Origin of the sequence: Lacrimispora sp. 210928-DFI.3.58, assembly GCF_020554865.1 — a bacterium.
GTDB lineage: Bacteria > Bacillota > Clostridia > Lachnospirales > Lachnospiraceae > Enterocloster.
In genome coordinates, this window is the sequence record NZ_JAJCIC010000010.1 from 16,201 (window position 1) to 30,231 (window position 14,031).

The window sequence follows — 14,031 nt, forward strand, 5'->3', positions numbered from 1 at the left end:
TTTTTCATGCCCTCCGGCCATTGGGAGGCGCTATGGAGAAGAAAAAGTACAGTGTGATCTATGCTGACCCGCCGTGGCAGTTCAAGGCGTATTCCGCCAAAGGGATGGGGCGCAGTGCGGAGAACCACTACCCCACGATGGGCATCGACGCCATCAAAGACCTGCCCGTGGGCGAGCTGGCGGATAAGGATTGCGCTCTTTTTCTGTGGGTGACGTTCCCCTGCCTGCGGGAGGGGCTGGCCGTACTGGATAGCTGGGGCTTCACCTACAAGACGGCGGCTTTCGTCTGGGTCAAGCAGAACAGAAAGGCGGACAGCCTGTTCTGGGGGCTGGGGTACTGGACACGGGCCAACGCCGAGGTCTGCCTCCTCGCCACGAAGGGGAACCCCAGCCGGGTGTCCGCCGGCGTCCATCAGGTGATCCTCTCCCACATCGAGGAACACAGCAAAAAGCCCCAGGAGGCGCGGGAGCGCATCGTCCGGCTCATGGGCGATGTCCCCCGGATCGAGCTGTTCGCCCGGACAAAGCCGGAGGGCTGGGATGTCTGGGGGAACGAGGTCAACAGTGATATTTCTATGGAAGGACGTAACGGTTGACCGGGCATGGAGCGTGGGGGTGGTGCAAGAGCCAGCCCCACGCCCATTTTAAGGAGGTGTGGCTGTGCGTATCGACCCCCGGAAGTTTTTTGAGTTCCTTGTCCTCCTGATGCTGGGGATGTGCCTGACATTGCTCTATATGTATGGCCTCCAAAATAGTTATGGCGCATACGCCGTATCCATGCTACAATGAGTGCGGCAATGCCGGGAGGTGACGGGTATGGGCGCAAGGGCAAGGGAATGGAAAGACCTGAAAGCAAAACAGAAACAGAAGTTATCCGAGGTCATGTTCGGCGTGGTCTGCGCCCATTACAAGGAGCATGGGCGGATGCCCGCTGATGCTGACCTGGAGAAGCTGGCAAAGACGGCTTTCACCAAGATACAGGGACATGGGCTGGGCCTGTCCTATGAGACGGTCCATGATGTTTTCCTGAAAAAGCAGGCCAGATTTGCGGAGCGGATCGAGAAGAACGGCCTCCCGGAACCGCCGAAGCCCAAGGTGAAGAAAACCGAGGCGGAGAAGCTGGCGATCAAGCGGGCCGCCCGGAAACGGAAAAAGGCGAGGCTGGCGGCGCAGGAACAGCAGCGGCTGCCGGAGCAGGATGACCGCTTCTTTTATATCGCCGGATACACCTCCGGGGGCGCCCCCTATGGCGTCACCTGGGAGGAAATGGGGCTGGAACCCTGGGAAGAACTGCAATAGAACAGCATATTTTTAGCGGTTTGCGTGTGGCAGGCCGCTTATTTTTTTACCCCAAATAAGGAAAGGAGCTACTGCCTATGAGTAAACTTGTGATCTGCGAGAAGCCCTCCGTGGCGCAGAGCATTGGCAAGGTGCTGGGCGCCTCGAAACGGTGTGACGGCTATCTGGAGGGCGGCGGGTATCTGGTGAGCTGGTGCGTAGGTCATCTGGTGGAGCTGGCCCAGCCGGAGGCTTACGGCGAGACCTACGCCAAGTGGCGGCTGGAGGACCTGCCCATCCTGCCGGAGAAGTGGCGGTATCAGGTGTCCCCGTCCACCAAAAAGCAGTTCCAGGTGTTGAAGGAGCTGATGGGTCGGGAGGATGTTATCTCCATCGTGGAGGCCACCGATGCCGGACGGGAGGGCGAGCTGATCTTCCGCCTCGTCTACCACCAGTGCAAATGCCGGAAACCTTTTGAGCGGCTGTGGATCTCCTCTATGGAGGACGCCGCCATCCGGGAGGGCTTCGCCAGCCTGAGACCGGGAACGGAATACGACGCCTTGTATGAGGCTGCCCTGTGCCGGGAGCGCGCCGACTGGATCGTCGGCATCAACGCCACCCGGCTTTTTTCATGCAAGTACGGCCCCACCCTCAATGTGGGCCGGGTGATGACGCCCACGCTGGCGATGGTCTGTGACCGGGAGGCGGCGATCAGCGGCTTTCAGTCTGAGCCGTTCTACACCGTCCAGCTTGTGCCGGAGGGCTTTGCGGTGAACGGAGAGCGCATGAAGGAAAAGACCGAGGCGGAGAAGATCGCGGAGGAGTGCCGTTCGGCGGGGACGGCGGCAGTGAAGGATGTGGAGCGCAAAGACAGGACCGAGAAGCCCCCGGCACTCTATGACCTGACCTCCCTCCAGCGGGACGCCAACCGCCAGCTTGGATTCACGGCGAAGCAGACCCTGGACTACACCCAGAGCCTCTATGAGAAGAAGCTCGTCACCTATCCCCGGACGGACAGCCGCTACCTCACGGAGGATATGGCGGGGATGCTGCCGGGGCTGGTGGGGATGGTGCAGAAAAAGCGGGGTATCTCCCCGGACGCTCCCGCGCCGGTGAACGCCGCCCAGGTCATCAATGGGAAGAAAGTCACCGACCACCACGCCATCATCCCCACGAAAACGCTGGAGGCCGCCGACCTTGCGGAGCTGCCCGCCGGGGAACTGGCGGTGCTGGATCTGATCGCCCTGCGCCTTGTCTGTGCTGTGGGCGACCCCTGCCGCTATTCGGAGACCGCCGTCACACTGGAGTGCGCCGGACATCCGTTCAAGGCCAAGGGGAAAACGGTCACGGACCCCGGCTGGCGGGCGTATGCTGCCTCCCCTGATGAGGAGAAGTCCGGGGACGATGCGCCGCCCCTCCCCGCCCTTTCGGAGGCCGCTGTGCTGCCCCTCGCCAAAGTGGAGCTGAAAGAGGGCAAGACGACGCCCCCCAAGCGGTTCACGGAGGACACTCTCCTTCAGAGCATGGAGTCCGCCGGGGCGGAGGAGATGTACGAAGATGTGGAGCGCAAGGGCATCGGCACTCCCGCTACCCGCGCCGCCATCATCGAGAAGCTGGTGCAGAAGGGCTTTGTGGAACGCAAAGGCGACAAGAAGGTCAAGGCGCTGGTCCCCACGGATAAGGGCCGCGCCCTGATCGCCGTAGTGCCGGAGCAGATACAGTCCCCCTCCATGACGGCGGAGTGGGAGGAGAAGCTGCTGGGCATCGAGAAGGGCGGCTATGCCCCGGATGACTTCATGCGGGAGATCACCGGAATGGTGACTGACCTTGTAAAGAACTATGAGACGGTGAAAGGAGTACAGATGGATATGCCTGGTAAGGGTATGGTGATCGGGAGCTGCCCCCACTGTGGGGCGGATGTGGCGGAGCGTGACAAGGGCTGGTTCTGCGCTAACCGGGAGTGCCGCTTCGTCCTTTGGAAGGACAACACCTACTTCAAGAAGATCGGCAAGCACCTGACCGCTGGCATGGCCGAGAAGCTGGTGAAGGACGGGCGGGTGAAGCTGAAGGACTGTAAGAGCCAGCGGACAGGCAAGACCTACAACGCCGATGTCCTGCTCACCACGGAGGAGGACGGCCGGGCGAAGTTCCAGATGGAGTTCGACAACAGCGGAAAAAGTAGCGGAGGAAAGAAGAATTGAATAGAGAGCAGCTTACGCTCGGTTCCCTGTTTGACGGCATAGGAGGTTTCCCCTATGCCGCCTCTTTTTATGGGATCAGGCCCCTGTGGGCCAGCGAGATCGTCCCGGAGTGCGTCTCCGTGACGAAGAAGCACTTCCCGGACATGGAACACGTTGGCGACATCACGAAGCTCCACGGCGGCTCCCTGCCGCCCGTGGACATCATCACCTTTGGCTCCCCCTGCCAGGACCTGAGCGTGGCATCGGGCAAGCGTCTCGGACTTGCCGGGGAGCGGAGCGGCCTCTTTCTGGAGGCCATCAGGATCATCAGAGAAATGCAGGAGGCGACCAATGGAGAATACCCGAAATTCGCGCTCTGGGAAAACGTCCCCGGAGCCTTGTCAAGTTCTTCCAGACGTGACTTTAAGGCTGTGCTGGAAGCGTTCGCAGACGCCGAAGTTCCAATGCCTGGTTCTGGGCGGTGGGCAAACGCCGGGATGGTACGAGGCCGAGGCGTTGACCTCGCTTGGTGCGTGTACGATGCCCAATACTTCGGAACAGCACAGCGGCGCCGGCGCATCTTTCTTATCGCAGATTTTAGAGAAACACGCGCCGGCGAGATACTCTTTGTCCCCAAAAGCCTGTCAGGGTATTTTGCGGCGGGCGGAACGCCGAGGCAAGGAGCTGCCGCCTATGCTCAGGCTGGCGCTGGAGCAGCAGGCGCAGGGGATGTGATCCCCGCCATCTCCATGCGTATCCGCTGCGGTTGTGAGGGCGGCGGCAAGGGGCCGCTGCTCCAGGTGGAAAAGAGCGGCACTCTGGCGACCGGGAACGACCAGTACCTCTTTGCTCCCAAGGATGCGGTGGAGATACTGAACGACCAGGGCGGCGATTCCCTCAGCGTGGAGAAGGGCGGCGTGTCGCCCACCCTCCGCAGCCAGACCCACGGCAACCTGCCCATCACCGCATACGCCATCCAGGGCTCCATGATCGGCAGGGCGGACGGGAACGGGCCGCAGGGAGACGGCATCAACGAGAATGTGTCCTTCACCCTCAACACCATCGACCGCCACGCCGTCTGCATGGCGACCGGGCAGGATGGGCAGCCGCCCACTGTGGCCGCTGGCTTTGACCTCCAGCAGATCACCAGCAGGACGAACCGCTCCACCCTGAAGCCCGTCCAGCCCACCCTCTGCGGGGCGGGCAGCCCCCATGTTGTCACCGCTCCGGGACTCCCGCCCGATGCTATGGTCGGGATCAACGGCAACCTTGCCGGGACGCTGCTTGCCAGCTATTACAAAGGTACAGGGATGCGGTGCGGACGGGAGCGGGATGTGGTGCTGTGCGCTTCAAGCGGCCAGAGCCATGCGGAGATTTTGCAGGAACTGTCGCCCACGCTCAACTGCGCCAGTGAACAGCCCTATGTTGTCCAGCCCGATGGTCCGGAGCCGGAACAGCCTGTTTTGGCCCACCCCCAGATCGCCGGGACGCTCTGTGCCTCCGGCGCTGGGCTTTCCCGCCCTGCCGGACAGGGGAACGAACTGGACTTCTGCGTGGTGAGCGCGGGCTTCAAGCACAAAGCCGGTAGCCAGTCCGGGAGCATCGGTTTCCAGGAGGAGACCGCCCCCACCCTTCTGGCGGGCCAGCAGAGCGCCGTGATGAAAGCCTATGTCATCGGCGCCTACCACTCCGGCGGGATGCTGTCGGACAACCCCAGGAGCGGCTTTTATGAGACGGACACCTCCCGGACGCTGGACTTAAACGGCGGGAACCCCTGCTGCAATCAGGGCGGCGTGGCTGTGGTGGAGGATGCGGACGGGGCCGCCGCCGTGGACTGCCGCAACCTCCGGGAGACGGATGAGGTCAGCGGCACACTGCTGGCAAAGGCGGCCTCCGGCGGCTACTCGCTGAACTACCAGAACCCCGTCCGCACCGGGCTTTGCGTGAGAAGGCTCACCCCCACCGAGGCGGAGCGTTTGCAGGGCTACCCGGACGGGTGGACAGAGACCGGCGCGGACGGCAAGGCCATCAGCGACACGAAGCGTTACCAGATGCTCGGCAACAGCGTGGCCGTACCCTGCGTGGCGTATATCATGCAGGGCATCCGTGACGCCGTGGACGGTGAGTGATATGCTGTCGCTGGTCCCCGTCTCCCTGCGGGAGGCGAACGAGTTCGTGCGCCAGCACCACCGCCACCATAAGCCCACGGCGGGACACAAGTTCTCTATCGGCGTACAGGAGGACGGGCGGCTTGCCGGTGTCGCCATCTGCGGCCGCCCGGTGAGCCGCTTCCTGGATGACGGCTACACGCTGGAGGTCAACCGCCTCTGCACCGATGGGGCGAGGAACGCTTGCAGTATGCTCTACGGTGCGGCGGTCCGGGCGGCGAGGGCGATGGGCTACCACAAGGTCATCACCTATATCCTGGACAGCGAGTGCGGTGCGTCCCTGAAAGCCTCCGGCTTCGTGTGCGAGGGGCCGGCCGGGGGCGTGGAGTGGACGGGCAGCCGCAGGCCGAAGGACAGCGGGCAGTATCCCCGCCAGATGAAAACAAGATGGGTAAAAATTCTGAGACAGGAGGACTGATAGAATGGCTGATACGGAACTGAGCAGCAAACTGTATGAGAAAGTATCGGCGGAGCAGGACAAGTTCCGGGCGTGGCTGATGGACCAGCCGCCCGCCGACATCTTAAACCACGCCGTAGAGTATGCGGTGCGGGAGGACATCCTGATGGAGATCGAGGCGCTGGAACTGCCTGACGACCAGGCGAGGGCGCTGCTGGCCTCCCCGGACACGATGGCGGACATCTACAAGACCTTCTCCAAGATGGCCGATACCGGGCATATGGATGTGGTCCGTGAGAGCATCGAGGACCGGGTGGCCGCCTTAAGTATGGAACAGGCGGTGCAGGAAGCTGTCCAGACGGAAATGGAGACGCAGGGAAAACTGGAGGCCGTGTACCTTGTTGACCGTTCCTCCCTGCTCCACCTGAAAGAGGTCCAGGGCGGGGACTTTGAGTACACTGTGTTTGACAGGCAGACCAGGCAAAAGACCGCCGAGGGCAGGATCAGCCTGGACGATGTGCTGGACGGCATCGACCCCACCCACGACCATCTTGCGGCGGCGCGGACAGCCGCTATTGGAGCGGCGGGGCTGCAAAGCGGGCCGCTGGGCGGCAGCGATGTGGCACAGGTGGGCCTGACCTCCCTGAAAGACTTCCGCGATTCGGACATCCGCCGCCGTTCCATCTGGGAGCCGGAGACGCTGCCGAAGGATGACATCCGCTTCATCAACAGCAGCTATGACGAGCAGTTCCGCCTCCCCAACGGTGGGAAGATCGAGATAGAGTATCCTGACCGCACCTTTTCCGCCAGGTGTGAGTATATCGACGAATACCACACCTATGTCGGGAGCGAGGTCTACCATATCTGCCAGTTCGCCGAGGTGCTGGAGCGAGGCGGGGGCGTCTGCCGCCCGGAGCCAGTGCTGGATGCGGAACAGGCGGCGTGGAAGATCGGCTGGAGGGCGTACCTCGCCGTGGAGTGCGGGGCGGGCCATTGGGACTACCACCTGTACGATGAGAAGTTTAACGAGACCAAGAGTGGCGAACTGGAGGTCGTGGGCTGTTCCATCAACGAAGTCCGGGATATGGTCCTTGCGGAGAACAAGCTGGGGAGCCGCTCCATGACGCCCACCGACTACGGGATGCTCATGGACAAGGCGGCTATGCGGGCGCAGGAGGCGCAGGCCGAGAAGCGGGAGTCCGTCCTGGGCCAGCTTTCCGCCCTGAAGTCCAGCACAAAGGAACACCCTGCCCCCGCCCCGGCGAAGAAGCGGGACGAGGCCAGCCTGTGAGCGGCCTGAAACTGACCCTTGCGGAACAGGAGACCATCATCCTGTGGGACAATGAACTGGACACGGCGGAGGTCTACACCCATGACGCAAGGCTCATCAATAAACTCCGGGAGCTTTCCCAGCGGTTCCCGGAGGACTATGTGCTGGAGCGTTCCGGGCCGGGGCGGTCCGTGACCTACCGCATCCCCAAGCGGTGCGTGGGCATCCGCCCGCCGTACAGCGAGGAACGCCGGCAGCGGCAGAGGCAGGACGCAAAGGAGAACGGCCTGCCTTTTTTGAGGAAGGAGGAACAGAATGTCTGACATCAAAAAATGGGACGAGGTGAACGGCGTGGACGAGGACCCCGGCCACCTGACGGCGTTTATGGAGAGCGCCACCGACTCCTACGCCATCCTGCAACTCCGGCACACGGACGACACCCTCTATGAGCGGTTCGAGTCCTATTCCAGCCTCCAGCGGCAGGGGAAGGAGCCGGACATCGACCACTATGAGGTGGTCTACCACGGAGACCTCCCGAAGGCGCCTGACACGCCGGAGGCGGTGATGGCGCAGTTGGAGGCGCTCTATGTCCAGTTCAACACCGCCCACCCGGAGGACTTCCGGGGACACAGCCTGTCGGTCAGCGACATCGTGGCGTTAAAGGTGGGCGGCGTGGTATCCTGCCACTATGTGGATTCCATCGGCTTTAAGGAGCTGGAGGACTTCGCCCTCCGGGAGAACTACCTGAAGAACGCTGAGATGGCGATGGAGGACGATTACAACTCCCTGGATGGGATCATCAACAACGGGAGAAAGGATGAGCCTGAAACGGAGCGGCACTCTGTCCTGGACGCGCTGAAAGCCCTTTCCGGCGCTGAGCAGACGGAGCGCAGGCCGCCCCAGAAACAGGCCGGACGGGATGAGCGATGAAGGAGTTCACAAGGGACGAGCGTATCATGATGATGCTCTACAACCCCGGCACACGGGCGGGGCTGATCGCGGAGCTGGAGGCCATGCGCCTCCAGCTCACGCCCTCGGAGCGGCGGCTGGGCCGCCTCTCCAAAAACGTCTTGGAAAAGCTGGACGGCATGACGGACGTGGAGTTTGACAGCCTGGACCTGTACCCGGATGTCTGACCCAAGCACTCAAATCTGAAAGAAACGGAGGCAACCTATGGCATTGAACGAGCCTTTACGGGCGGACGGGGCGGCGGTCATACCGTTCCCCTCGAAAGCCGCCTACTACACCCAGATGGCGGAAGAAGCCGCCAGACAAGTGACCGGGAGCCGGGAGCAGTGGACAGCCTTCCTTACCACTGCGGCCCGGCTCTACAAATATCCCTACAACGAGCAGCTCATGATCTACAAGCAGCGCCCGGACGCCACGGCCTGCGCGGAGTATGACCTCTGGAACAGGACCATGCGCCGCTATGTGCGCCGCGGCTCCAAGGGCATCGCCCTGGTGGACAACACGGGCAGCCGCCCGAAGCTGCGCTATGTGTTCGATGTGTCGGACACCGGGGAACGGGAGAACTCCCGCCCGGTCAACCTCTGGTCCATGCGGGAGGAGTATGTCCCCGCTGTGCAGGATGCGCTGGAACGGGCCTACGGCGTGGGGGCCGGCGCGGGGCTGGAGGAGCAGATCGGGGGCATCGCCTCCCGCCTCGCCAAAGAATACTGGGAGGAAAATAAGGAGGCCATCCTCGGCATCGTTGACGGTTCCTTCCTTTACGGGTATGATGAGTTCAACGTAGGGGTGTCCTTTCGGAGGGCGGCGGAGACCAGCATCAAGTATATGCTCTGCTCCCGCTGCGTGGAGGACCCGGAGAGCTGTTTTGAGCCGGAAGATTTCATGGATGTGTTCGACTTCAATACCCAGGCGGCGTCCAATGTGCTGGGTACGGCGGTCAGCGAGGCATCCTCTCAGGTGTTCCGTGAGGTCGAGCGGGCGATCCGCACCTACGAAAGGACGAAACAGGTTGAACAGACGGAGGAAAGGAGCCGGAAAAATGACAGAACTGACTTACACGAAGGCCGGGGATTACCTGATCCCGGACATCCAGTTGGAGGAAATGGAGGACCGTCCGCTGGGCAAGTACGGCAGGATGCGGAGGGCGTACCTGGAGGAGAACAACAGGCTCCTCTACAACCACCTGACCCTGACCGGGAAACTGTTCCCGCACCTGTGGGAGGTGCAGGAGACGGCCACCGCCCGGATGAAGCAGTTGATGGAGGAACTGCTGGCGGCGGACCCGGCGCCGGACAAAAAGACCCGGCAGATGGACTGGGTGCGGCACATGAACGCACTGAAGGCGCAGGCGGAGGAGATCGTGACGGCGGAACTTATCAACAACTGACGCTGGAGGGCCTGTTCCCCTCCGAGATGGAACAAATATCCCTGATCGACAGCGAAGCGGAGAGCGAGAAGCCCTCCGCTTTTGCTATGCCCAGGGAAGAACAGGCCCCGATAGAGCCGCCCGCCCCCGCCCTGGCTATCCCCGATGAGGAGATCGAGCGCATCCTGCGTAACGGCTCCGGCCATCATGACAGCAAGCTGCGTATCGCTGTCCTCTATGCTGGTGACAGCACCCCCGCAGACCGTACCGAGTACCTGAAAAACGAGTATGGGACGGACGGCGGACGCAGTTGGCAGTTTTTTGACGGAACTCACGGCAATATCCAGTACCGCCCCCAGGGGCTGGTGGTCCGCAACGCCGACCAGGGAACGGAAGTCCGCCTGCGCTGGCCTGAGGTGGAGCAGAGGATCGGAGAATGGATCGAGGGTGGCCACTACCTGAGCGCATCGGAAAAGGTGCGTTATGCTGATATGGAGCGGGACTATTCCGCTTTTGGCGGCATCCCCCTCCCTGCGCCCGGACACAGCTTCCCGTCTACCCCGGAGGAAATCTATGAGCGGTATTTTCCTGTCATCGCAGATGCCCTCCTGGACGATACGGCGTTTCGGAACGCCTACCGCAACAATGACCGGGAGACTGCCACGATGGAGGGACTGCGGGCCATCGACCGGGCGGCGCTCACCGTCCAGGACCCTGCCTTTATGCGCCTGTACTTCGACGCCCCGGAATACCATGACCGTTTCCGCCAAAACCTGCTTGACAGGATTTATGAAATGCTGGAGTCCACGCCGGAGGTGACTGCCGGGGCATCACATGAGCATGAGATGCTGGCACAGGCGGCGCGAATGGCGGACGGCAGCAATTACGCCGCCCCGGAGCGGTTCTTCCTGATCGAGACCGATAAAGGCTATGCCGTCTGGGATGACATCCGGGAGGAGATATATGTTGACCCGGAGGGCGTGTCCGAGGAGTTCACCAGCGAGTGGCAGGCCGAGGACTATCTGCTCCAGGTCAAGCAGGATGTAGCGGAACGGGAGGCTGCCGACTGGCTCAAAACGGAGGAGGCAAAACTGCCGCCGCTAAAATATGGCATTGGAGACCCGTTCACCATCTATTCCGAGGACGGTACAAAGGAGATCATCCTGACGAGCATCACGGATAACGATGTTTTCTATGTCTATCCTGACGGGCCGGGGCAGGACCATGTGTTCATGGACCGGGAGGCGTTCGAGCATAGCCTGCGGACTGGACGCATCCGGGACGCCCAGCCGAAAGAGGCGGTACAGACAGCCGCCAACTATCTTAACGGCGATGAGACCATCATTATCCAGCAGTATCCCAACGGGCAGTTCTACAACCACTACGGGTATGATGAGCAGAGCCGTTCCGCCGCGGCAACGGCTGGCGGCTTTGCATCCTTTGAGGAGGCGGAGGCGGCGCTCCGTTCACACCGCCCGAATGCGGAGAAGGTCATGGAGGAAGTCCACGCAGAGCCTGTCCTTGATGCCGAGGCGGGGCAGATGCCGGAGGACAAGACCCCGGAGGATGTGCGGGAAGATGCAGTACCCACTCCCCCGGAAACAGCGGAGGACAGTGCGAAAAAGCCGGCCTATCAGGTGGGCGATACCGTCTATCTGGAAGATACGGCCTTCATTGTGGAGGAGATTGGGCTGTTTGATGTCCAGCTCTGTGACCCCACGCTGGCATACCCCATCTTCCGTGTCGAGAGCAAGGAGCGCCTGGAGCGGATGCTTTGGGCGGATGAGCGCAATGCCCATCTTTTTATCCCGGAAGTGAGCGCGGAACAGGATGATCCCCGCGGTAACAGCGAATACTTCCGCTATTTTTACGACTACGAAACCGATCAGGTTGAGGCGTTCATGGCTGAACACCCGGACTATCACAGGATTTGGGGAAGTGATAGCCAAGGCTTGAACGGAGGTACTTGGGTCGTCTACCGTAACGAGTCTGATCTCCCTGTTTTTCTGAGGGAGTATGCAAAAGGACAGCGGCTGGCAGACGAGCGCAACGCGAAGCATCTGCCCGATGTTGAGGTCGGGACCCGGCAGCCTGGTCATACGGCCAATAAGGAAGAAAACCCCTTTGCGGATGTTGATAAATGGGCGGCGGACTACCAGAGCCAGACGGAAACGGCCATTGCCGCATTGGAGCCTGAACAGCGGCGTATCGTGGATGCCATGCAGACGGCGGGCTTTTTCTATGACCCGCTTTCCAGCACCACCCTGGACCCCCTCATCTTTCGGGCGGGAGACCTGACAGGCGGGCATCCCGTTTCCTTTAAGACATGGGGCGAGGCGTATGCGTTCATTGACGGGGCCGAACTGAAAGATACCCCCGGATTGCGGGAACAAGTCCAATCGGTTCTCCACCCGGACCCAACTTGGGCGCAAAACGCGCACAAGTTAGATGCAAGGCCAGCTTCAGACCAGGTAGGTCCGAAGCCGGAGCCGGCAGTGACCGCTACCACCGAGACCATCTACCCCAGCGACAAGAACGGTCTGCCCTTTGATGTGGTCGTTGAACGGCTGCATTTCGGGGAGCCGGAACAGGAACAGCCGGAACCGCCCGCACAGCCCGCCGCCCGCAATTTCCGCATCATGGACGACCATCTGGGCGAGGGAGGCCCCAAAGCGAAGTTCCGGGCCAACATGGATGCCATCAACCTCCTGCATGAACTGGAATTTGACGGCAGGGATGCCACCCAGGAGGAGCAGGAAGTCCTCTCCCGCTATGTGGGCTGGGGCGGTCTGGCGGACGCCTTTGACGAGAAAAAGGATAGCTGGGCAGGCGAGTTCAGGGAACTGTATGCCGCCCTCTCCCCGGAGGAATACGCCGCTGCCAGAGCTTCCACCCTCAACGCCCACTACACCAGCCCCACCGTGATCCGGGCGATCTATGACGCCGTGGAGCAGATGGGCTTCCAGACGGGCAATATCCTGGAACCCTCGATGGGCGTGGGCAACTTCTTCGGCCTGCTCCCCGACAGCATGGCGGGCAGCCGCCTCTACGGTGTGGAGCTGGACTCCATCACCGGGCGCATCGCCCAGAAGCTGTACCCGGAGGCGGACATCAAGGTGGCCGGTTTCCAGACCACCGACCGGCGGGACTTCTTCGACCTCTGTGTCGGGAATGTCCCCTTCGGCGACTACAAGGTGAACGACAAGCCCTATAACAAGCTGGGCTTCTCTATCCACAACTATTTCTTTGCCAAGGCCATCGACCAGGTGCGTCCGGGCGGCGTGGTGGCCCTTGTCACCAGCCGCTACACGATGGACGCCAAAAGCCCCGAAGCCCGGAAGTATATCGCGCAGCGGGCGGAGCTGCTGGGGGCGGTGCGTCTGCCCAACAACGCTTTCAAGGCCAACGCCGGGACGGAGGTGGTGTCGGACATCCTGTTCCTGCAAAAGCGGGACCGCCCCATCGACATCGAGCCCGACTGGGTACACCTGGGGCGGACCCCGGAGGGCCTTACCCTCAACAGCTATTTCGTGGACCACCCGGAGATGGTGCTGGGCGAGCTGACCACCGAAAGCACACAGTACGGGCGGGAGGAATGCACCGTTGCCCCCACCCCCGGCGCCGACCTTGCGGAACAGCTCCGGGAGGCTGTCTCCCATATCCACGGCAGCTATCAGGCCGTGGAGCGGGACGGGGCGGACATCGCGGACGAGGCCGCGGAACGGGGCGCCATCCCCGCCGACCCGGATGTGAAGAACTTCTCCTATGCCCTGGTGGACGGGGATGTCTACTTCCGGGAGAACAGCGTCATGAAGCCCGTGGAGCTGAGCGACACGGCCAAGGGGCGCGTGGCCGGGATGATCGGCCTGCGGCAGATCGTGAACGAGCTGATCCAGTACCAGCTTGAGGACTACCCGGACGGGGACATCCAGGCGAAGCAGGCGGAACTGAACGCCGCCTATGATGCCTTTTACGCAAAGTTCGGGACCATCAACTCCAGCGCCAATGCGAGGGTGTTTGACGAGGACTCATCCTATTATCTGCTCTGCTCCCTGGAGAACATTGACGAGGACGGGCGGCTGGAGAGCAAGGCGGATATGTTCACCAAACGGACCATCCGCCCGGAACGCCATATCACCAGCGTGGACACGCCCAGCGAGGCGCTGGCGGTCTCCATCGGGGAGCGGGGCAGGGTCGATCTGCGGTTCATGTCCGAGCTGCTGGGGACACCCGGAGAGTACGGGCGTATCACCGATGAGTTACAGGGCGTGATTTTCCGTGACCCCCGTGAGGCTCTGGCGGATGCCCCCCTCCGGGGCTGGCACACCGCTGACGACTACCTCTCCGGCAATGTCCGGGACAAGCTGATGGTGGCGAGGATGGCGGCGGCCACCGACCCCTCC

10 protein-coding genes are annotated in these 14,031 nt (G+C 62.0%); all 10 read left to right on the top strand.

Annotated elements, in window-relative coordinates; all coding sequences use genetic code 11:
• Positions 1-32: 32 nt before the first annotated feature.
• Positions 33-596, top strand: a complete 564-nt coding sequence (locus LIZ87_RS08140; RefSeq protein ID WP_227146262.1) for an MT-A70 family methyltransferase — start codon at positions 33-35, stop codon at positions 594-596.
• Between the two features lie 220 nt (positions 597-816).
• Positions 817-1,299 carry a hypothetical protein gene (locus LIZ87_RS08145; RefSeq protein ID WP_227146264.1) on the top strand — a complete coding sequence of 161 codons (483 nt, stop codon included), beginning with the start codon at positions 817-819 and terminating at the stop codon, positions 1,297-1,299.
• A 77-nt stretch (positions 1,300-1,376) separates the two neighbouring features.
• A complete protein-coding gene (locus LIZ87_RS08150; protein ID WP_227146266.1) occupies positions 1,377-3,479 on the top strand; it encodes a DNA topoisomerase 3 in 2,103 nt (700 codons plus the stop codon).
• Positions 3,476-5,587 carry a DNA cytosine methyltransferase gene (locus LIZ87_RS08155; RefSeq protein ID WP_227146268.1) on the top strand — a complete coding sequence of 704 codons (2,112 nt, stop codon included), beginning with the start codon at positions 3,476-3,478 and terminating at the stop codon, positions 5,585-5,587. The genes LIZ87_RS08150 and LIZ87_RS08155 overlap by 4 nt, the downstream gene beginning before the upstream one ends.
• A 46-nt stretch (positions 5,588-5,633) precedes the next feature.
• Positions 5,634-6,044: an XF1762 family protein gene (locus LIZ87_RS08160; RefSeq protein ID WP_442912185.1), complete on the top strand. Its 411-nt coding sequence runs from the start codon at positions 5,634-5,636 to the stop codon at positions 6,042-6,044.
• 4 nt (positions 6,045-6,048) lie between these two features.
• On the top strand, positions 6,049-7,314 hold the full coding sequence (locus tag LIZ87_RS08165) for a DUF3848 domain-containing protein (RefSeq protein WP_227146273.1): 1,266 nt from the start codon (positions 6,049-6,051) through the stop codon (positions 7,312-7,314).
• Positions 7,311-7,616, top strand: coding sequence for an immunoglobulin (locus tag LIZ87_RS08170; RefSeq protein ID WP_227146275.1), 306 nt, complete (start codon positions 7,311-7,313; stop codon positions 7,614-7,616). The genes LIZ87_RS08165 and LIZ87_RS08170 overlap by 4 nt, the downstream gene beginning before the upstream one ends.
• On the top strand, positions 7,609-8,223 hold the full coding sequence (locus tag LIZ87_RS08175; RefSeq protein ID WP_227146277.1) for a YodL domain-containing protein: 615 nt from the start codon (positions 7,609-7,611) through the stop codon (positions 8,221-8,223). Before LIZ87_RS08170 ends, LIZ87_RS08175 begins: the two co-directional genes overlap by 8 nt.
• Positions 8,220-8,429: a transposon-transfer assisting family protein gene (locus LIZ87_RS08180; protein ID WP_227146279.1), complete on the top strand. Its 210-nt coding sequence runs from the start codon at positions 8,220-8,222 to the stop codon at positions 8,427-8,429. Before LIZ87_RS08175 ends, LIZ87_RS08180 begins: the two co-directional genes overlap by 4 nt.
• Positions 8,430-9,364: 935 nt before the next feature.
• Positions 9,365-9,649, top strand: coding sequence for a TnpV protein (locus tag LIZ87_RS08185; protein WP_319638575.1), 285 nt, complete (start codon positions 9,365-9,367; stop codon positions 9,647-9,649).
• Positions 9,650-14,031 lie beyond the last annotated feature (4,382 nt).

What these genes read in the sequence shown, in the direction of transcription:
- LIZ87_RS08165 (WP_227146273.1), top strand. Translation starts at nt 6,049, where the DNA reads ATGGCTGATACGGAACTGAGCAGCAAACTGTATGAGAAAGTATCGGCG.
- LIZ87_RS08185 (WP_319638575.1), top strand. Translation starts at nt 9,365, where the DNA reads ATGGAGGACCGTCCGCTGGGCAAGTACGGCAGGATGCGGAGGGCGTAC.
- LIZ87_RS08140 (WP_227146262.1), top strand. Translation starts at nt 33, where the DNA reads ATGGAGAAGAAAAAGTACAGTGTGATCTATGCTGACCCGCCGTGGCAG.
- LIZ87_RS08175 (WP_227146277.1), top strand. Translation starts at nt 7,609, where the DNA reads ATGTCTGACATCAAAAAATGGGACGAGGTGAACGGCGTGGACGAGGAC.
- LIZ87_RS08145 (WP_227146264.1), top strand. Translation starts at nt 817, where the DNA reads ATGGGCGCAAGGGCAAGGGAATGGAAAGACCTGAAAGCAAAACAGAAA.
- LIZ87_RS08150 (WP_227146266.1), top strand. Translation starts at nt 1,377, where the DNA reads ATGAGTAAACTTGTGATCTGCGAGAAGCCCTCCGTGGCGCAGAGCATT.
- LIZ87_RS08180 (WP_227146279.1), top strand. Translation starts at nt 8,220, where the DNA reads ATGAAGGAGTTCACAAGGGACGAGCGTATCATGATGATGCTCTACAAC.